This window comes from Rhodococcus sp. 114MFTsu3.1 (genome assembly GCF_000383555.1).
Lineage (GTDB): Bacteria > Actinomycetota > Actinomycetes > Mycobacteriales > Mycobacteriaceae > Rhodococcoides > Rhodococcoides fascians_E.
Window position 1 is genome coordinate 165,848 of sequence record NZ_KB911554.1, and the last position, 19,226, is coordinate 185,073.

Here is a 19,226-nt window from a genome sequence, read left to right on the forward strand (position 1 = left end):
GTGGAGCCTGCGGAACGACCTGATGAGGCAGGAGTGGAGCCTGCGGACCTCTGAATTCGGGGGCCGAGGACCGCTCGAGGCTGTGTGGGTGTCCGAATGGGTAGTGTGGGAAAGCATCCGAGAACGCACCCGACAGGGTCGATCACACATTCGCACTCACCGAGGACTCGAATCGTGACAACTGCAGCGCCAGGAGAATCCATCCCGTCGTCGTTCGAAGCATTGGTGGCGAGGGAGGCCGACGGCATCACGCTCACGCGAGAACGCGTCGACGCGTCGTTTCTGCCGGAGGTGTCGGGTCCGTCGGTGACGATTGCCGTGGAGTATTCGTCGGTCAACTTCAAGGATGCTCTCGCGATCACGCCGAAGGGTGGAGTCGTCCGCGAGTACCCCATCGTCCCTGGCATCGACATCGCGGGAACCGTTGCGGAATCCACATCGCCGGAGTTCGAGGTAGGCCAGCGCGTCGTTGCGCACGGGTACGACATCGGTACTGCGCAGCACGGTGGTTACGCCGAGTTCGCGCGCGTTCCCGCCGAGTGGGTGGTGCCGTTGACCACCCTGTCCACCCGTGAGGCCGCGGCCATCGGCACCGCGGGTTTCACCGCGGCACTGAGCGTGCGTGCGCTGCAGGCGGCAGGCGTGACTCCGTCCGACGGGCCGGTGCTTGTGACGGGTGCCAGCGGCGGAGTGGGGACGGTCAGCGTCGACCTCCTCTCGGCCGCAGGCTACGAAGTGGTCGCATCGTCCGGCAAGCAAGGCGCCACGCAACTGCTGACAGAGTTGGGTGCATCGCGGGTCGTCGGCCGGCTGCCGGAGGATCCCGATGCCAAGCCGCGTCCGCTCGGCAAGGCGGAGTGGGGCGGCGTCGTCGACTGCGTAGGCGGCAAGACGCTGGCACATGCGTTGAGCACGGTCCGGTACGGCGGCGCTGTCGCCGCGAGCGGTCTGACCGGAGGCGCGCAGCTGCCGACGACGGTGCTTCCGTTCATTCTGCGCGGCGTGTCTCTGCTCGGCATCGACTCCGTGTTACTCCCCATCGACAAGCGCCGGGCACTGTGGCAGAAACTCGAAACCGATCTGCGCCCGCAGCGTCTGTCGGCGCTCACCACCGAGGTGCCCGTGGCGGACGTCGCGAGTGCTCTCGACTCGATCTCCGGCGGTGGCGTCACCGGCCGAACGGTCGTCGCCGTCTCCGGAGGCTTCGCGTAGGCCGCGGCGCTCGGATCCAGTTCCGGCGTGTCGGTCGGAGGGGATAAAGTCGGCGGCACGATGTTCCCGAAGACCACGCCAGGCTCTCCATCAGCCGCCGGAGACAGTGATGTCTCGACGGTGTTCGAGTCGGCGTCCCCGCTGGACCCGATGGCGTGCCTTCGGGATCTACGCAGGGGCAAGGGAGACCCCACGTTCGAGCGGGACAGCGCAGGCAGCGTCTGGCGAGCGTCGCGTCTTCCGTCCGGTCCGGTCACATACAGGATCACCCCTATCTCGCGCACCGCCGTCCGGAGCCAGGCGTGGGGTCCCGGTGCCGAGGAGTTCACCGGATTTCTGCCCGCGCTGCTGGGCAGTGAGGACGACTCGTCGGGCTTCGCGCCGGAGCATCCGACCCTGAAGGAAGCTCACCGACAGCATCCGCACCTTCGCCTCGGCAGGACCGGGCTCGTCATGGAAGCCCTGGTGCCCGCGGTACTCGAGCAGCGAGTCCACGGGCTGTCCGCGTTCTCGTCGTGGCGCAGGCTCGTCACGAAATTCGGCGAGCGCGCACCTGGCCCGACTCCGAAGCCGATGTTCGTTCCGCCCCCTCCGGACGTCTGGCGCCGCATTCCCTCGTGGGAGTACCACCTCGCCAACGTCGATCCTGCTCGCTCCAAGACCATCGTGCGATGCGCACAGGTGGCGCACCGTATGGAAGAAGCCGCCTCGATGCCGTTCGCGGATGCGACACGTCGCCTGCGGGCTGTCCCCGGCGTCGGCATCTGGACGGCAGCGGAAGTCGCGCAACGTGCCTTCGGCGATCCCGACGCCTTGTCCGTGGGCGACTACCACTTGGCCGCTGTGGTCGGGTGGTCGCTTCTCGGTCACCCCCTCGACGACGCCGGAATGATCGAGTACATGAAACCGCTTGCACCGCATCGCTTTCGTGCCGTCAAGCTACTTCAAATCAGCGGCCGGGCAATCAAACCGAAATTCGGTCCACGCACACCCCTCGTCGACCACACCTGGCACTGACGCACGAGTACGAGTAGCACCCAATCCACCTGCGGCACAATGATTGTGAGCACGGTGATTTTTTCTCCTCCACGTCCCTGACCTGGCAGTTCGCGAGCGTTTTGCACACCGAATTTCAACTGCTAGTTTTCCGGGACACAAAAGCAGGAGGATGACGTCATGAGTCTCGGCCCACGTCTGCGGGCGGCGGCGGTTGCGATCGCCGCGGCCAGTGCGCTTCTCGCCGGGTGCAGTTCAGGAACCAGCACCAGCACCGACGGGGGCCTGACTCCCCGGTCGGGCGGGGAGATCACCGTGGGGATCATTCCTGCCTGCGGTTGGGACAAAGCACAGACGTCCGGGTGCAACTTCGCCAATGTCGAAATCGTGGACAATCTCACCGAGCAGATCCCCGACACCGGTGAGGTCGTACCCTGGCTCGCGGAATCGTGGAAGATCGGCGACGACGGGACGTCCTACACCTTCGCGCTGAAGGACGGAGTCACGTTCAGCAACGGCGAAGTTCTCGACGCCGAAGCCGTGAAGCTGAACTTCGACAACGTGGTGGAACTCGGCAAGCAGGGGCGCGCATTTCAGTCCTCCGCATACCTTCAGGGTTATCGGGAGTCGGTCGTCGTGGATCCGCTGACGCTCCGAGTCGAGTTCGACGCCCCGAAAGCCGGCTTTCTGCAGGCGTTGTCGGAGAAACCGCTCGGCATCATCGCACCGGAGACCATCACCACCAGGACACCCGAGGAGCGACTGGCGCAGGGCGTCATCGGAAGCGGTCCGTTCGTCATCGAGGAAGTTGTTGCAGACCAGAAGTTCGTCGTGAAGCGCCGCGACGACTACCGATGGTCCTCGCCGAAGAACGCACACGAGGGACCCGCTTACCTGGACCGCGTGACGTTCCAGATACTCCCGGAAGACCTCGTCCGAACCGGAGCGTTGCTCAGCGGTCAGATCCAGGTCTCGACGACCGTACCGAGCAACGACGTCGACTCCATTCGGGCACAGGGCTTCGACATCGTCTCCCGCTCCTCGGCGGGCGTCGTCTACACCTATTACCCGAACGTGACGGACCCGATCCTCGCCGACGAATCCGTCCGAAAAGCGTTGCAGCTGGGCATCGATCGCCATGAAATTCACGACACGGTGTTCAACGAGTTCCAGACGGTTCCCACGAGCGTGCTGTCCTCGACGCACCCCGACTACACGGATCTGTCCGAGGCCCTAAAAGCCGACCAGGACGAGGCGCGTCGAATCCTCGACGACGCGGGGTGGACCGAAGGCCCCGACGGCATTCGCGAGAAGGACGGCCGGAAGCTGAGCGTCGCAATTCAATTCAGCGCGAACGGCGACAAGCCGATCCACGAGCTCACACAGCAGCAGCTGAGAGAGATCGGCATCGACTTCCAGCTCGAGCAGCTCACCGCCGCCGAGGTGACCGCCAACCGTTCGTCGGGTCGATGGCAGCTCCAGTACGGCAACCTGACTCGGCCCGATGCCGACGTGCTGGTGTCCGCGTTCGACCCGACGTACAGCAACTACTTCAAGTCCTCCTACGACCCCGAGCTCGAACACCTCCTCGGCGAGCAGGCGTCCGAGCTCGACGATGTCACCCGCCGTGAGCTCGCCAACCGCATTCAGGACACGATCGTCGACCGCGGTTACGCATTCCCGATCACCGAAGGGAGCCAGACCCAAGCCGCCCCGTCGACCGTGCACGGGCTGAGCTTCCAGGCACCGTGGTGGCCGTCGTTCGTGGATACGTGGATCGAGGAATGACACTCGCGGGAACAATCCGGCGACCTCCCCGCGTTGCCACACAGGAATAGTTCGCCTAGATAAGGAGTCATCTTGGTTGCCATCGGAAACTCGAACCTCGACATCTTCCCCCTCGCTCTCGGCGGAAACACGTTCGGTTGGACGAGCGACGAGAAAGCGTCGTTCGAGATCCTCGATGCGTTCACGGCAGGTGAAGGCAACTTCATCGACACCGCCGATTCCTATTCCGCCTTCGCCGACGGTAATTCGGGCGGCGAATCCGAGACCATCATCGGTAAGTGGACTGCCGCACGCGGCAACCGCGACGACGTCGTGATCGCCACCAAGGTGAGCCAGCACCCCGAGTTCAAGGGCCTCGCCCCGAAGAACATCGCCGCTGCAGCCGAGGCCTCGCTGAAGCGACTCCAGAGCGACCACATCGACGTCTATTACGCCCACTACGACGACGAGTCCACCCCGCTCGTCGAGTCCCTCGCCGCGTTCGACCAACTCGTCAAAGACGGGAAGGTGCGGTACGTCGCCATCTCGAACTACTCCGCCGACCGCATCCGCGAGTGGGTGTCGCTCGCCGACGAGCACGGTTTCGCCAAGCCGATCGCGCTGCAGCCGCACTACAACCTCGTCACGCGCCGCGAGTACGAGAGCGAACTCGCACCACTCGCCACCGACAACAACCTGGGCGTCTTCCCGTACTTCTCGCTCGCAGCGGGCTTCCTGACAGGCAAGTACCGCACTCGCGAAGACCTGGAAGGACAGGCACGCGAGCGGCTCGCCACGGGATACTTCACCGACAAAGGCCTCGACGTCGTGACCGCGCTCGACGAGATCGCCGATGCTCACGACGCGGAGATCTCCACCGTCGCACTCGCCTGGCTTCTCGCACAGCCGACGGTCACCGCACCGATCGCCAGCGCCAGCAAGATCTCTCAACTACCCGCACTGCTCGACGCACCACGCCTGTCGCTCGCCTCCGACGAAATCGCACGACTCACCGAGGTATCCGGACGAATCTGAGCCGGGCTCCGCTCCCGGCCTTCTCGGCTACGTAACCTCTGCCACACCGGGAACTTTTCCGCAGAGTCGGGAACAACGCGCCGGCATCGGTTGCTGACGGTTGGGTGACGCAAGCAACCGATGCCATGTCGGCATCCACAGAACCGACCTCTGCCGAGCGCCTGCGAATCATTCTGGTGCTCGGCGCGTTGATCGCTCTCGGTCCATTGACGATCGACATGTACCTTCCCGCTCTGCCGTCCATCGTCGACGATCTGAACTCGTCGGCAGCCGCCGTGCAGTTCACGCTCACCGGAACGTTGATCGGGCTCGCGCTCGGTCAGCTCGTCATCGGACCTCTGTCCGACATCGTGGGTCGGCGCCTTCCGCTGATCGTCGGCACCGCGGTGCACATCGGCGCATCCCTTCTCTGTGTCATCGCTCCCAACGTCCCGGTCCTCGGACTGTTCCGTGGCCTGCAAGGACTCGGTGCGGCAGCGGCGGCGGTCGTCGCCATGGCAGTCGTTCGTGACCTCTTCACCGGTCGGGCGGCGGCAACCGTCCTGTCTCGTCTGATGCTGGTCATGGGCGTCGCACCCGTACTTGCACCGTCGATCGGCGGCGGCATCCTCATCGTCGGAACGTGGCGGTGGGTGTTCGGTGTCCTCGCCGTACTCGGCGTTGCCTTGCTGATTCTCGCTGTCTTCGCTCTGCGCGAGAGCCTGCCGCCCGAGCGTCGTCGCAGCCGAGGCGTCATGCCCGTCGTGCGCACGTACGGCGGCCTCCTGCGCGACGGGCAATTCGTCGTACTCGTCCTCGTCGCCGCCCTCGCGATGTCGGCCATGTTCGCGTACATCGCCGGATCGTCCTTCGTGCTGCAGGACGAGTTCGGTCTCAGCGAGCAGCAGTTCGCGATCGTGTTCGCGCTCGGAGCGATCGCGCTGATCGGCGCCTCGCAGTTGAACGTCGTGCTGCTCGGACGCTTCACTCCCGTACGCATCGTGATCAGCGCACTGTCGGCAGCTGTGGTGGCGGCTCTCGTCATGACGATCCTGGCGGTTGCAGGGATCGGCGGGATCTTCGGCTTCCTCGTCCCACTGTGGTTCGTGCTCGGTGCCGTCGGCTTCGTGATGCCCAACGCGCCTGCCCTCGCGCTGTCGCGACACGGCGAAGCAGCCGGAACGGCAGCCGCACTCCTCGGCGCCGCACAGTTCGGTTCCGGTGCGATCATCGCTCCCGTCGTGGGTGCGCTCGGCAACGACAACGTGGCAGTATCGCTGACGATGGTTGCCGTGTCGGCCATCGCCCTGCTGGCTCTGATCGGCGTGACGGTCACCTCCGCACGACAGTCCGGACGCCGGTCCGAGCCGGAGGCCCAGGCAAGTCGGACGATCCACGCGAGCGAGGACCGAAAGTCTCCTGAGGCGGCAGCCCAGACGACACGAGCGAAGTCCGTGGAAACGTCTACCAGCGAGGTGTGAGAGTCGAGTGCCGGACCGTGAACGCGACGCCACCGGCAAACCGCTCAACGGGCGCCCCCGTGACGGCCTGGGAAGGCCGCTCGCGCGGGGCGCCGTCGGCGTCGAACGCATTCCCGACGATCTGAGGTTGCCTCCCGACGAGGCCATCACGAGAGCGCAGAAGCTGCTCGACGCGTCGATGCCGTTCCACGCTCACGAAATCCTCGAAGGCACGTGGAAGGACGCGCCCGAGCCGGAACGCAGACTCTGGCAGGGCCTCGCCCAGCTCGCCGTCGGACTGACTCACGTGCTCCGCGGTAACGTCGTCGGCGCGAAGTCCCTGCTGAGACAGGGGCACGACCGGATCCGCGACTACGAACTCGACCCACCATACGGGCTCGACATCTCGGGGCTGCTCAGCTGGTCGGAAGGCATACAGGACCAGCTCGACGCCGGCGCTCTTCCGCCTGATCCCACCGTTCCTCGTCTACTCTCCTGAGCCCGCGTTTGGCGATGCCCGCCGCTTTGGCTACAGTGGCGCAAGGTTAGGTAAGGCTTGCGACAGTTAGACGAGAACTTCGAGGTGGTGTCGGCATGCTCGGGCAATCTGCAGTGGAGGCTCCGTACTGGGTCGCCGTCCTCACGCCCGAGGAACGCACCTTCGGCAGCAGGCGTACCGACGAACGAATCGACACCGTCTTCTCGTCCGTCGTCACCGAGACGCACACGCAATGGGCCGCGCCGGAGCACCCGACGTCCGCGACGCTCCTGGCCGTCCTCGCCGCCACCGTCGGCGCGTGGCAGAGCGACCGGTGCCGCTGCTCCTCGTCCGGAGTTCTCGTGGATCTTCCGTGCAGCACCGTGGGGCAGGACCATGCCCGGTACCCGGTTCGGCTGCCGGTGACCGGCGCGCCGAGCACGATTCTCACCGAAGTTCGACGCCGCATCGCCGCCGTCCCGGACGGCGGCGCAGGTTACGTCACCGCGAAGCGAGCCCCCGCCCTCGCCCGCAAGCACGGCGCGCAGATCGCGTTCTTGTTCGAGCCCGACGCCGCCGCGATCACCGCGCCCGGCGACGACGATCCCCTTCGCCACAACCTCTCCGTCACGTGCAGCGTGTCCGAACTCGACGGAGTGGTCATGGTCGACGCCGAGTTCCGCTGGAACAGCCGAGTTTTCACTCGCGCCGACGTCGACGACTTCGAGAGGTTCTGGGAGAAGACCGTCTCGGCGTTCGTTCGGTCCTGAACCTCAGAGCGACTTCAGGTACTGCACGTCGGCCGCGAGTCCCTCCGCTGGAGTTTCCAGGATCACCGGCGCACCCGATGCCTCCGCGACCGCGACCAGAACGTCGGCGTCGATGATTCCGTCGGCAAGATTCGCATGGCGGTCACGAGCGGAATCGAACTCGTCGCGTGAATTGTTCAGGTGTACCAGGTCGATTCGTCCGGTGATGGCCTTGATCCGATCGACCACACCGACCAATTCCTCCCCACCCGCCCATGCATGGCACGTGTCGAGGCAGAAACCTGCACCGAATTCTCCGACGGCATCCCACAGCCGAGCGATGTCGTCGAAATGCCTGGCCATCGCGAAATCCCCGCCCGCAGTGTTCTCGATGAAGATCGGCACCGCGAAACCACCGTCGTCGGCCTGGCGCTCGAAAAGCTTGCGCCAGTTCTCGAATCCTTTGGCGGTGTCCTCACCGTCGCGGACATGTCCGCCGTGGACGACCAATCCGATGGCGCCGATGTCGGCCGCAGCGGACGCCTGCTCGATCACCGCTTTACGCGACGGAATGCGGATCCGGTTGTTCAGACTGGCGACGTTGAGAACGTACGAACTGTGTACGACGACGTCGACGTCACTCGCCTTCAACTCCTCACCCTGCGGATGCGGTGTCAGCTTGTTCCACTTCTGCGGGTCGGTCAGAAACATCTGAACGAAATCGACCCCGAGGCTTGCCGCAGAACCGAGCGGGTCGGCACTGTCACGAACGTGTGCTCCGATGCGCATCTCTCCATACTAGGGGCGGATGGGTGGTCTCCCCGATATGGAAATGCAGAAAACACTGAAACACTGATGCCATGACTGACACAGGACCCTCAGGTCGTTCCGCAGGCTCCACTCCTGGCCATCCGGGTCGTTCCGCAGGCTCCACTCCTGCCGCCCGGGCGAGCGCCCTCACCAAGACCTACGGTTCCGGCGACACTCAGGTCCATGCGCTGCGGGACGTGACGGTGGAGTTCGCCCGCGGCGAGTTCACGGCGATCATGGGCCCGTCGGGGTCGGGCAAGTCGACGCTGATGCACTGCCTCGCAGGTCTCGACACGGCCACCTCGGGAACGGTCACGATCGGTGACACCGAGCTGACCAATCTCGACGACAAGCAGATGACCGGACTACGCAGGGACAGAATCGGTTTCGTGTTCCAGTCGTTCAACCTCGTGCCCACGCTGACGGCGTTGGAGAACATCACGTTGCCGCTGGACATCGCGGGGCGCAAGGCCGACCCGCAGTGGCTCGACACCGTCGTCGACCGACTCGGCCTACGTGACCGTCTCGGCCACCGGCCGAGCGAACTGTCCGGTGGCCAGCAGCAACGCGTCGCGTGCGCACGTGCACTCGCCGGACGACCCGATATCGTCTTCGGCGACGAACCGACCGGCAACCTCGATTCCCGCTCGTCCGGTGAGGTGCTGAGCATCCTCCGCGCTGCCGCCGACGAGTTCGACCAGACCGTCGTGATCGTCACGCACGATCCCCGCGCCGCCAGTTACGCCGACCGGGTCGTGTTCCTCGCCGACGGTTCGGTCATCGATCACCTCGCGAACCCGACCGCCGAGAACGTGCTCGACCGCATGAAGCGTCTGGAAACGGCCTGACCATGCCTTCGACCAATCCCATGCGCAAGGTCTCACTGCGCAATCTCGCCGCCCACAAGGTCAGACTCGCACTGACCGTCCTGTCCGTCGTGCTCGGAACCGCCTTCGTTGCAGGGTCTTTCGTGTTCACCGACACACTGCAACGAACGTTCTCGTCGATCTTCTCCGACACCGCCCAGGGCGCCGACGTCCGCGTCAGTGCCGAGGACGCACGCTCGAGCGGCGTCCCTGTCTCCGCAGCCGACGTCATCTCGTCCCTACCCGACGTTCGTGCCGTCGCACCGTATGTCAGCGGTCAGATCGTCGTACTGGATTCCTCGGGCGCTGCCGTGCAGACCGGTGGCGCGCCGACTATCGGCGAGGCGTACCTACCGCCCGAGCGGCGACTGGGCGAGGACGCGGTGTTCATCGCAGGTTCAGCGCCCACGGCACCGGGCGACGTCGTCATCAACGAGGGCGGCGCCACGCGCTCCGGGCTCGGCGTGGGTGACACCACGCAGGTTCTCGTGCCGTCGAAAGGCACCGTGGACGTCACCGTGACCGGGATCTACGACACCGCCGTCGAATCCGGCGGGTACATCGGCATCCAGTTCACCGAGGGCCAGGCCGACGAATTGTTCTCCGACGGCGAGCACGTGCAGTACTACGACATCGCCGGAACAGGCGTGTCGCAGACGGAGCTTCGGGACGAGATCGCCGCCGCCCTACCCGACTCGAAGGTGCAGACCGCGGACGACGTCCGGGACGAAGCACAGGCCGAGATCGAACAAGCCCTGTCCTTCGTGAACTACTTCCTGCTCGCATTCGGCGCGATCGCATTGCTCGTGGGCACGTTCATCATCTACAACACCTTCTCGATGATCGTCGCCCAGCGCGTTCGCGAGCTCGCTCTGCTCCGCGCGATCGGCGCCAGCCGCGGCCAGGTCAGCCGCTCCGTGGTGCTGGAAGCTCTCGTCGTCGGTGTCATCGGCAGCGCGATCGGCTTCGCGGGCGGTATCGGTCTCGCCTACGGCCTGCGCGCACTGCTCAACGCGTTCGACCTCGGATTGCCCTCGGGGGCACTGGCACTCGAACCTCGAACCGTCGTCGTCGCTTTCGCCGTCGGCATCGTCGTCACCGTGCTCAGCGCATACGCACCCGCTCGTCGTGCCGCCAAGGTGCCACCCATCGCGGCGATGCGCGAGGAGTTCGCCTCCGCCGGTGACAGTCTGCGCGTGCGCACCTGGATCGGCGTCGTGATCGGCGCGATCGGCGCCGCTGCCGTCGTCATCGGAGCGCAATCCACCGGCGGCGCTGCCGCAGCGACCGTCGGCGCAGGTGCCGTGGCCGTGATCGTCGCCGTCGCGCTGGCGGCACCGTCACTGTCCCGGCCGGTCGTCGGTGCCCTCGGTTCGGTTCTGACGCGGCCGTTCGGCCCGATCGGACGCCTGGCCCGAACCAACTCGGTCCGCAATCCCCGGCGTACGGCCGCCACTGCCTTCGCTCTCATGCTCGGGCTGATGCTGGTGTCGGTCATCGGCGTCCTCGGCTCGACCGCCAAAGCGAGCGTCGACGCCCTGGTCGACAACGGAATCGAAGCCGACTACATCTTCAGCGGCCCACCGTCGATCGGAATCCCGACGGGAGCCGCCGCAGCCGCCCGGGAAGTGAACGGGGTCGACCGCGTCGCCGTACTTCACCCGGTGTCGGTGGACATCGACGACGAGCCCGCCTTCGGCGTCGCGCTCGAAGGGAGCCCGGAAGGATTGTTCGACAGCGTCGTCGTCGCCGGGTCGCCGGAGCTGCGGGGAGACAGCATCGCTGTGTCGTCCTCCGCGTCGCGCGACGAGGGGTGGGCGCTCGGCTCGATCGTGAACATGACGTCGGTCGACGGGCAGCAGGTTCCCGTCACGGTCACCTCCGTCTACGAGGACAACCCGCTGGTAGGGCAGTGGATGATCTCGAACGACGTCTACCAGAAGGTGACTCCCAGCATCGTCCGGTCGGACATCGTCGTGCTCGTCGGCGCCGCTCCGGGAACCGACCTGAACGTGCTCAGGACCGACCTGGAAGCCGCCACCAAGCCGTTCGTCGTCGTTCAGGTCCAGGATCGCGACGAATTCAAGGGGTCGCAGGGCCAGCAGATCGACACGCTGCTCGCCGTCCTCTACGGGCTGCTCGCGCTCGCCGTCGTCATCTCCGTGCTGGGAATCGTCAACACTCTCGCTCTGTCGGTCGTCGAACGACGCCGTGAAATCGGAATGCTCCGGGCCGTCGGCATGCAGCGCCCCCAGGTCAGGCGCACGATCTATCTGGAGTCGCTGCTCATCGCGCTCTTCGGGGCCATCGTCGGTCTCGGCCTCGGAGTGGCCTTCGGATGGGGATTCGTCAGAACTCTGCGCGACGAAGGTCTCGGTCTCCTGACCGTTCCGTGGGGCCAGATAGTGGCCATGCTGTTCGGCTCGGCCGTCGTCGGAGTCCTCGCGGCACTCTGGCCGGCGGTGCGCGCCGCCCGCACCCGACCTCTGGAGGCAATCACGGAACCATGAGACGGGTCGTGGCGGCCTCGTCGGTCGATCGAACGAAGAAGTTGCAGCCAAAAGGACCGCAGGGTTACCTTGTATGGAGTAAAACAGACTTTACGATTGTTTTCGGGTCGGTTTCCCGGTAGAGCGATCGCAAAGGACGCCGTACTCGAGGAGCAACCATGTCGGTGCACAAGCTGGAAGCGCCCACCCACGCGCCGCTTGCACCGCTGTGCAAACCCGGCACCAGGGATACCCTTCTCGACCGACTCTGCGAGGTCGCCCACGCGGTGCCCGACGCCGTCGCCGTCCACACCGAGGACGGGGCGGTCACGTTCGACGAACTCCTGCACCGCACCTATGCATCGGCGAGAAAGATCGCCCAGCTCGCGGGTGACGACCCTCGCCCGATCGCCGTGGAAGCCGCCTCCACGTCGGAGTCGATCGCCACGATGCTCGCGGTGATGGCGTCGGGCCACGCGCTGGTCCCGTTGGATTCCAACCTGCCGGCCAACCGCGCGGACCGCATCGTGGAGTCGGCAGCGGCACTCCGCCTCGACCAGGCGGACCTCGCGAACACGCAGGATTCCGCGATGCCGCTACCCACTCTCACCGGCAGCCGGACGGCATTGATCGCCTACACCTCGGGCTCCACCGGTGCCGCCAAAGGTGTGCTGCTGAGTCATCGCATGTGCCTGACCAAGGCGTACGAGGTCAGCTCCGCACTCGGCCTGTCCTCCCGCGATCGCGTCGGCAATGCGCTGCCGGTCAGTTTCGGTGCGGGCCTGAACACGTTGTTCGCCGGCATCCTCAGCGGTGCGACGGTCTACTGCACGGACCCACGCACCGTCCTGCCCACCACCTTGACCGAGTGGATCGAACGCTCCTCGCTGACAACACTGCACTGCTCCCCATCGCTGGTGCGGAGCTTCCGAGGGGGAGCAGGGGAAAGCCCGTCCGACGCCATCGTCCCGCTCCCGGACAACGCCGTGCCGTCGCTGCGCGTCGTGACCACCTACGGCGAAGCCCTGCACTCGCGGGACGTCATCGGATTCCGTAGCGCACTCGGCAGCGGCGCCACCTTCGTCAACTGGTACGCAACCACGGAAGCAGGCGGCGTGGCGTACGGCGAGTACCGATCGGACCACCCCCTGCCGTCGGGCTTCCTCACCGCGACGACCCTTCCGAAGGGCAAGATCGTCGACGTCGTCGACCCGGCGGGCACGCTCGCACCGGCCGGAGTGGCCGGGGAGATCCGCGTCTCCGCGGAATGCCTGTCCGACGGCTACCTCGGTCTCCCGGACCTGACGGAATCCCGCTTCGCGAGCGACGGGCCGCTCATGCGCTACGCAACCGGCGATCTCGGCCGATTCGACGAGACCGGACAGCTGCACCTGCTCGGCCGAGCCGACGACGCCGTCAAGATCCGCGGATACCTCGTCGAACCCGCCGAGGTGGAAGCAGCAATCCGCGGACTCGACGGCGTCCGAGACGTGGCGATCGTTCCCCGCTCGACCGACGACGAACCTCACCTCGATGCGTTCTTCGTCAGCGACACACGGGACAGTGCCTACGTCCGGGCGCGCATTCAGGACCAGCTCCCCACGTGGATGGTTCCCCGGAACATCACGCGCACACACACGATCGAACGCAACGAACGCGGCAAAGTGGACCGGCAGCGGCTGCCGGAGCAGGGTGCAGACCTGGAGTCCGCCACGGTGACGGAAGCGCCGCGCGGCGCGACGGAGATGTGGATCGCCAACATCGTCCACGATGCCCTTCGGGACGAGGTCGACGGGATCGACGACATCGGGTCCACCACCGACTTCACCGCCATGGGCGCTACGTCGCTTGCTCTGACTCGTATCTCGGTGGGGGTCGCGCGCGCCTTCCACATCGTGCTGTCGGCGGAGGAACTGGTCGGGGCCATGAGCGTCCGCCGTCTGGCCTCGATCGTGGACACCAAGCTCGCGTCCATCGACAACAACTCGGCCCGTTCCAGAGCCGAGTCGATCGCGGTGCCACTGCGCACCACAGGTGCGCTCACGCCTCTCTTCGTCGTCGCAGGTGGTGGGGTGCCCGCCGTCGGTCTGGCCGCGCTTGCTCGGCGGCTCGATCCGGACCGTCCCGTCTACGTGATCCAGGCCAAGGGAATGGACACCCGGGCACTTCCCGACCGCACCATCCGCGCCGCAGCCCGCACCTACGTACGAGAGATCACGCGAATCCAGCCGACGGGCCCGTACCTTCTCGCCGGGCACTCGCTCGGCGGATGGATCGCACTCGAGATGGCACACCAGCTTCGGGCCGGCGGCAGATCGGTGGCGCGGTTGGCTCTCCTGGACCCCCGCCTGTACCGCCATCTGCTCGACCGCTTTCCTGGCGGAAGCTCCCTCGAAGCTGCACCGGCGGGCGTAGGTGCAGCCGCGTCGCCGAAGATCACCGTCGCAACCCGCGTCGGTATCGCAGCGCGGGTGGTCACCGCGGGCATCGCACGTTATTCGACGACCGAGAGGTGGCTGGCATTCGCGGCGATCGGCTCGCTCGCTCTGCGCTTCCATCGTCCGAAACCATGGAACGGGCCGGTCAGCGTCATCGTCACGGCGGAGAACACCGACGATCGCCGGTCGTGGGCCGCGATAGCCACCGGTGACCTGTCCATCACACATGTCGACGGCCGCCACGTCGACATGGTCCGCGAACCGGTCGCCGAGGATGTCGCTCGAATCCTCGACCACGAACTACGCCGAGCAACCGAGGGAATCATCCACTAGTGCAGCACCTCGACCCGGAACGACGACACTCCTCTCGTCGTGCCGCCTCACGGTCACTGACGGCCTCCATCGCTGCTCACCGGGGCATCGACTGTCCCGAGGACGCCGATCCGCGTACGTTGGGCATCGAAGCCGCCGGCGGAACGACCCAAGTCGGCAGGAGTGGAGCCGGCGGAACGACCAGAGTCACTGCGCGAGGAGGATCGATGCCAGACCGAACGTCGCCCTACGAGCTCGAGTCGGTCGAGTTCCATCGGGACACCCTGCGGTACGTCGACGCCGGGGACGGTCCACCTGTGGTCCTAGTTCACGGCCTTCTCGGCTCGCACGAGTCCTGGGCAGGTCAGATCGAGCGGCTGTCGGAGAAGTACCGCGTCATCGCACCGGACCTGTTCGGCCACGGCGACTCGGACAAGCCACCCGGCGACTACTCGCTCAGTGCGCACTCGGCCACCATCCGCGATCTACTGGACCACCTCGACATTCGTTCGGCACCGATGGTGGGGCATTCGCTCGGCGGCGGAATCGTCATGCAGACCGTCTACCTGTTCCCCGAGCGCGTGGAGCGGATCGCCCTCGTCAGCAGTGGCGGCCTCGGACGCGAAGTCAGCTTGTTCCTGAAGGCTGCGACTCTGCCGGGCAGCGAACTGGTGCTGCCGGTGTTGGCGTCGGACTGGGTCCGTAGGAACACCGAGAACGTGGTGACTCAGCTCGGTAAATGGGGGCTGCCTGTGCGTCCCGGTAAGAGCACCACCGAGACGTGGCGCGCGTTCAAGACGGTGGCGGACCACGGCTCCCGCTCCGCTTTCCTGGCGTCGACCCGCGCCGTCGTCGGTCCACGCGGTCAAACCGTCAGCGCCAAGCAGCATTTCGAGAAGTTCGAATCGCTGCCCTCTCTCCTGGTCTGGGGCGGGAAGGATCGCATGATCCCAGCGTCGCACGCGGACAACATCCGCCGCGAGGTTCCGAACTCGCGCGTCGAGATCTTCTCCGATGCAGGGCATTTCCCACAACTGGACGAGCCCGATCTGTTCTTCCGGGTGCTCGACCAGTTCCTCGGCACGGCAGCGGTGTCCGAGCTCGCACCGATTCCGCAGTCGACGCGGCCGGCCTCGTCGGACTGACCGTGGCAGTGATTCCGATGTTTCCCCTGGGAAGCGTTCTGCTCCCGGGTGAGCCGCTTCCTCTGCACATCTTCGAACCGCGCTACCAGGAGATGCTGCGAGACTGCCTCGCTACCGAGGACCCGAGCTTCGGGGTGGTGCTCATCGCCCGCGGCCACGAGGCCGGAGGCGGAGACGTTCGGCACGATGTCGCCACCAGGGCACACATCGTCGCGCACCAGGACATCGGCGACGGCCGCTTTCTCGTGGAATGCGTAGGAGGGGAAAGAATCCGAGTCGACGCCTGGCTCGAGGACGACCCGTACCCTCGTGCCGACGTACGGCCGTGGCCCGATCATCCCGAGGATTCGGTCACCGAATCCGAGTTCGCCGAACTCCAGGAGCAGATCAGGGCGCTGTATCGACTGATCGGCACTCTCGCCGAAGCGGAAGGCTCGACGCCGCCGGACGATCCCGAATTCTCCGAGCTTCCCGCCGCGTCGGGGGAACGCCTGTTCCGCCTCGCCGCACAGGTTCCCATGGGCCAATCCGACCGCCAGGACGTCCTCGAGGCACTCGGCGCGTCGGATCGACTGCAGGCCCTGACCGACGCCATCGACAACGTCAGCGACATAGTCCGGTTTCGCCTGCAGTAGCGCATTCAGCGCACAAAGGAAGAACCCCCGGGAAGCAATGCTTTCCGGGGGTTCTTCTTTCAGTAGCGGGGACAGGATTTGAACCTGCGACCTCTGGGTTATGAGCCCAGCGAGCTACCGAGCTGCTCCACCCCGCGTCGGGTGCTTCATTAGCGTACCTCTCCACGGGCCCGAACACCCAATCGCCTGGTCAGACGCATTATGCCCACAGCGATCTCTGCTCGGAGCAGAGAATCCTTCCTTCCCGCCGACCCACCGCGCAGCCTGATGGGGACCGACGACACTCACGAGTGAGGAATGCACATGTACACCACCATGAACGAACGCGACACCGCCGCGGTGTCACCGTTCGACGACCAACTGGCGTCCCGACTGCTCGATCAACGCATCGTCGTACTGGGGGCCGCCGTCGACGACGGCATCGCCGGCCGGATCTGCGCGCAGCTGCTCCTCCTGTCCGCCAACGACTCTCGCCGCGATATCAGCCTCTACATCAACTCACCTGGAGGTTCGGTGAGCGCGGGCCTCGCGATCATGGACACCATGCGGCTCATACCCAACGACGTATCCACCCTCGCAATGGGTTTCGCCGCCAGCATGGGCCAGTTCCTGCTCACCGCGGGCACCAAGGGAAAACGCTACAGCCTCCCGCACGCCCGCGTGATGATGCACCAGCCGTCCGCAGGCATCCGCGGCACCGCCGTCGACATCGAGATCCAGGCGCAGAACCTCGAATACACGAAAGCATTGATGCACAGCCTCAATGCCGAACACTCCGGCCACGACGTGTCCACGGTGACGGCGGACAGCGAACGCGACCGTTGGTTCACGGCCGAGCAGGCTCGGGACTACGGCCTTATCGACCACATCGTCACCACCCTCGACGACATACGACCATCGGCACCGCACCACAAGGTAGGACTGGGAGTCGAGCAATCATGAGCCAGTACACGATCCCCACCGTCGTCGAACGGACTCACAGCGGCGAGCGCGCCTACGACATCTACAGCCGACTCCTGTCCGAACGCGTCATCTTCCTCGGAACCGAGATCGACGACGGCGTCGCGAACGTCGTCATCGCGCAGCTCTTCCACCTCGAATCGGACAACCCCGATGCCGACATCAGCTTGTACATCAATTCACCCGGCGGATCGTTCACCGCGATGACCGCCATCTACGACACGATGGAATACATCAAACCCGACGTGTCCACCTTCTGCGTCGGGCAGGCAGCGTCGGCCGCGGGAGTGCTGATGGCGTCGGGAGCACCAGGTAAGCGAATCATGCTGAACCACGCCAGGATTCTGCTTCACCAGCCGTCAGGTGGAGGTGAGGGAACCATCTCCGATCTCACGCTGCAACGCGACGAGATAGTGCGCGTGCGCTCGGAGATGGAGAAGATCCTCGCCCATCACACCGGTCAGAAACCCGAGACACTACGGCTGGACACCGACCGTGATCGGATCTACACCGCCACCGAGGCAGTCGATTACGGGTTGGCAGACCTGATCGCGACCAATCGGAACTGACTGCGCTGCAGACCACTCCGCCCCGGTCAGGCGGCCAGCATGGTGACGGGAGCGGGACCGCGCGAGACTCGTTGGGCGGAGTTCGTTCCAGCGAGTTCTCGCCCGGTCAACATCAGCAGGCGAGACGGGGCGATCTCCAGCGCGCCGCACAGAGCCGAGAGCACCTCGGACGACGCTTCCTTTCGTCCCCGCTCGACCTCGGAGAGGTAGGGCATCGACACCCGCGCCTCGGACGAGACCTCCTGCAAGGTGCGGCCCTGTTCCGTGCGGATTCGACGCAGAACCCGGCCCATACCCTCACGGACCAGCGGTTCGGGGCCGGGCGGCGTACGACCTGCGGCGGGGCGCAGCGGGAGAACCTTCGCGATAGCTCGTTCGTCTGCCATGCAGCCAGGCTAGGAGCTGTGTGGACCCTTCGCTCGATCTTCCGAACCTATTCTGCTGTCGGCAGAAATCGGTCCCGTCCGTCCTGGTCGTCGCCATACTGTCGCCGCGGTCATGAGCTCCCACGCCACGAAGGTGTAGATCGAGCCACGCTCCACCGCGCCGACCGGCCCGATACCCGTGAGGAGCAACGCCGACGCCGCGAACCCCACCGTCCCCAGCCCGACGGAAGCGCGCGAGTACCAGCGCGGGAATCTCGTCGCATCGGAACCCACAGTCCGTGCCGAACCGACAGTCCGTGCAGAACCGACAGTCCGTGCAGAACCGACAGTGAGGGCGATGACGTTTCCTGCGCCGATGGCCAGAACCGCCCCCAGGGTGTGCAGGTTGCCCTCGCCCGTGTGCACCACGGCAACCAGCACACTCCCGACCGCGTAGGCGAGGACACTGCCACGCATCAGCTGCGCCCGTCCCCTCGTCAGCAGGGGAGCCGCGACGAGTCCCGCCGCGAGCACCGACGCCGCGGACACGCAGAACGAGGCGTTCATCAGTCCGTGCCACTCGGACACCTCCGGCACCCCGAGCTCGCTGACGGTGTCGTGCAGTGGGCTGTAGCCGTCGAACCGGAGAGCTGTAGCCGCCTCCGCGAGCAGATATTGCACACCGGCCACTCCGAACAGAGCGCCGGCAATGCGGCATCGTCGACCTACCGATGCGCCGCGTGCCCAGGCAGTACGCAGTGTCCCGATGACTGTCTCCCTGTACGAACGATCCGGAACCAAGGGGTCCGGGTGAACAGCCTGTACCGGTAGGTACAGTCGGGGTCGTTCCCACGCAGCGCGGCGCGGGAGCACCCCCTCGAGGAGCAACTGTGCCACGAACAGCAGCGTCACGAAGAGCAGCGTCACGAACAGCAGCGTCACGAACCACCGCCGACAGGCG

General features: G+C 65.8%; 17 protein-coding genes and 1 tRNA gene. 14 read left to right on the forward strand and 4 right to left on the reverse strand.

All coding sequences use genetic code 11. The features are described from left to right. The first annotated feature begins 174 nt into the window (after positions 1–174). The 7 genes from H292_RS0119105 (at position 175) to H292_RS0119135 (ending at position 7,697) form a co-directional block, all read left to right on the forward strand. Positions 175–1,212 carry an acrylyl-CoA reductase family protein gene (locus H292_RS0119105; protein WP_020112441.1) on the forward strand — a complete coding sequence of 346 codons (1,038 nt, stop codon included), beginning with the start codon at positions 175–177 and terminating at the stop codon, positions 1,210–1,212. Between the two features lie 60 nt (positions 1,213–1,272). Continuing rightward, positions 1,273–2,229, forward strand: coding sequence for a DNA-3-methyladenine glycosylase family protein (locus tag H292_RS0119110; protein WP_371828037.1), 957 nt, complete (start codon positions 1,273–1,275; stop codon positions 2,227–2,229). 159 nt (positions 2,230–2,388) lie between these two features. Continuing rightward, positions 2,389–3,996 carry an ABC transporter substrate-binding protein gene (locus H292_RS0119115; RefSeq protein ID WP_020112443.1) on the forward strand — a complete coding sequence of 536 codons (1,608 nt, stop codon included), beginning with the start codon at positions 2,389–2,391 and terminating at the stop codon, positions 3,994–3,996. Positions 3,997–4,068: 72 nt separating this feature from the next. Next, complete coding sequence (locus H292_RS0119120) at positions 4,069–5,010, forward strand: aldo/keto reductase (protein WP_020112444.1); 942 nt, start codon at positions 4,069–4,071, stop codon at positions 5,008–5,010. A gap of 125 nt (positions 5,011–5,135) precedes the next feature. Then, positions 5,136–6,470 carry a multidrug effflux MFS transporter gene (locus H292_RS27265; protein ID WP_020112445.1) on the forward strand — a complete coding sequence of 445 codons (1,335 nt, stop codon included), beginning with the start codon at positions 5,136–5,138 and terminating at the stop codon, positions 6,468–6,470. Between the two features lie 7 nt (positions 6,471–6,477). After that, positions 6,478–6,948 (forward strand): DUF309 domain-containing protein, encoded by a 471-nt coding sequence (locus H292_RS0119130; protein WP_020112446.1) that lies wholly within the window; start codon positions 6,478–6,480, stop codon positions 6,946–6,948. A gap of 95 nt (positions 6,949–7,043) precedes the next feature. Continuing rightward, positions 7,044–7,697 carry a hypothetical protein gene (locus tag H292_RS0119135; RefSeq protein ID WP_020112447.1) on the forward strand — a complete coding sequence of 218 codons (654 nt, stop codon included), beginning with the start codon at positions 7,044–7,046 and terminating at the stop codon, positions 7,695–7,697. Between the two features lie 3 nt (positions 7,698–7,700). Here H292_RS0119135 and H292_RS0119140 read toward each other — a convergent pair whose 3' ends face one another. Then, positions 7,701–8,465: a deoxyribonuclease IV gene (locus H292_RS0119140; protein ID WP_020112448.1), complete on the reverse strand. Its 765-nt coding sequence runs from the start codon at positions 8,463–8,465 to the stop codon at positions 7,701–7,703. Positions 8,466–8,536: 71 nt separating this feature from the next. Between H292_RS0119140 and H292_RS0119145 the strand changes: the two genes are divergently transcribed. From H292_RS0119145 to H292_RS0119165, 5 genes are all read left to right on the forward strand, one after another. Further along, a complete protein-coding gene (locus tag H292_RS0119145) occupies positions 8,537–9,334 on the forward strand; it encodes an ABC transporter ATP-binding protein (RefSeq protein ID WP_020112449.1) in 798 nt (265 codons plus the stop codon). 20 nt (positions 9,335–9,354) lie between these two features. Beyond that, complete coding sequence (locus H292_RS0119150) at positions 9,355–11,862, forward strand: ABC transporter permease (RefSeq protein WP_020112450.1); 2,508 nt, start codon at positions 9,355–9,357, stop codon at positions 11,860–11,862. A 158-nt stretch (positions 11,863–12,020) separates the two neighbouring features. Continuing rightward, on the forward strand, positions 12,021–14,612 hold the full coding sequence (locus H292_RS0119155; RefSeq protein ID WP_020112451.1) for an alpha/beta fold hydrolase: 2,592 nt from the start codon (positions 12,021–12,023) through the stop codon (positions 14,610–14,612). A 206-nt stretch (positions 14,613–14,818) separates the two neighbouring features. Continuing rightward, the gene (locus H292_RS27270; protein ID WP_051127775.1) at positions 14,819–15,736 is read left to right on the forward strand and encodes an alpha/beta fold hydrolase; all 918 of its coding nucleotides are present in this window, start codon (positions 14,819–14,821) and stop codon (positions 15,734–15,736) included. A 2-nt stretch (positions 15,737–15,738) separates the two neighbouring features. Next, a complete protein-coding gene (locus H292_RS0119165) occupies positions 15,739–16,371 on the forward strand; it encodes an LON peptidase substrate-binding domain-containing protein (RefSeq protein WP_020112453.1) in 633 nt (210 codons plus the stop codon). Positions 16,372–16,434: 63 nt separating this feature from the next. On the opposite strand, the gene H292_RS0119170 is transcribed toward H292_RS0119165, so the two are convergent. Next, positions 16,435–16,508 (reverse strand) — tRNA-Met (locus tag H292_RS0119170). A gap of 160 nt (positions 16,509–16,668) precedes the next feature. Between H292_RS0119170 and H292_RS0119175 the strand changes: the two genes are divergently transcribed. Together H292_RS0119175 and H292_RS0119180 are read left to right on the forward strand one after the other, a co-directional pair. Further along, entirely contained in the window at positions 16,669–17,313 is a 645-nt protein-coding gene (locus H292_RS0119175) for a ClpP family protease (protein WP_020112454.1), read from the forward strand. Further along, on the forward strand, positions 17,310–17,900 hold the full coding sequence (locus H292_RS0119180; RefSeq protein WP_020112455.1) for a ClpP family protease: 591 nt from the start codon (positions 17,310–17,312) through the stop codon (positions 17,898–17,900). Before H292_RS0119175 ends, H292_RS0119180 begins: the two co-directional genes overlap by 4 nt. A gap of 26 nt (positions 17,901–17,926) precedes the next feature. Here H292_RS0119180 and H292_RS0119185 read toward each other — a convergent pair whose 3' ends face one another. After that, positions 17,927–18,286, reverse strand: coding sequence for a helix-turn-helix domain-containing protein (locus H292_RS0119185; RefSeq protein WP_020112456.1), 360 nt, complete (start codon positions 18,284–18,286; stop codon positions 17,927–17,929). 9 nt (positions 18,287–18,295) lie between these two features. Further along, positions 18,296–19,207, reverse strand: a complete 912-nt coding sequence (locus H292_RS0119190) for a DUF998 domain-containing protein (protein ID WP_020112457.1) — start codon at positions 19,205–19,207, stop codon at positions 18,296–18,298. Between the last annotated feature and the right edge of the window lie 19 nt (positions 19,208–19,226).

Bases quoted from the DNA above. Each gene is read 5' to 3' on its own strand.
- H292_RS0119110 (WP_371828037.1), top strand. From the start codon at position 1,273: ATGTTCCCGAAGACCACGCCAGGCTCTCCATCAGCCGCCGGAGACAGT.
- H292_RS0119115 (WP_020112443.1), top strand. From the start codon at position 2,389: ATGAGTCTCGGCCCACGTCTGCGGGCGGCGGCGGTTGCGATCGCCGCG.
- H292_RS27265 (WP_020112445.1), top strand. From the start codon at position 5,136: ATGTCGGCATCCACAGAACCGACCTCTGCCGAGCGCCTGCGAATCATT.
- H292_RS0119135 (WP_020112447.1), top strand. From the start codon at position 7,044: ATGCTCGGGCAATCTGCAGTGGAGGCTCCGTACTGGGTCGCCGTCCTC.
- H292_RS0119140 (WP_020112448.1), bottom strand. From the start codon at position 8,465: ATGCGCATCGGAGCACACGTTCGTGACAGTGCCGACCCGCTCGGTTCT.
- H292_RS0119145 (WP_020112449.1), top strand. From the start codon at position 8,537: ATGACTGACACAGGACCCTCAGGTCGTTCCGCAGGCTCCACTCCTGGC.
- H292_RS0119150 (WP_020112450.1), top strand. From the start codon at position 9,355: ATGCGCAAGGTCTCACTGCGCAATCTCGCCGCCCACAAGGTCAGACTC.
- H292_RS0119155 (WP_020112451.1), top strand. From the start codon at position 12,021: ATGTCGGTGCACAAGCTGGAAGCGCCCACCCACGCGCCGCTTGCACCG.
- H292_RS27270 (WP_051127775.1), top strand. From the start codon at position 14,819: ATGCCAGACCGAACGTCGCCCTACGAGCTCGAGTCGGTCGAGTTCCAT.
- H292_RS0119175 (WP_020112454.1), top strand. From the start codon at position 16,669: ATGCACATGTACACCACCATGAACGAACGCGACACCGCCGCGGTGTCA.
- H292_RS0119180 (WP_020112455.1), top strand. From the start codon at position 17,310: ATGAGCCAGTACACGATCCCCACCGTCGTCGAACGGACTCACAGCGGC.
- H292_RS0119185 (WP_020112456.1), bottom strand. From the start codon at position 18,286: ATGGCAGACGAACGAGCTATCGCGAAGGTTCTCCCGCTGCGCCCCGCC.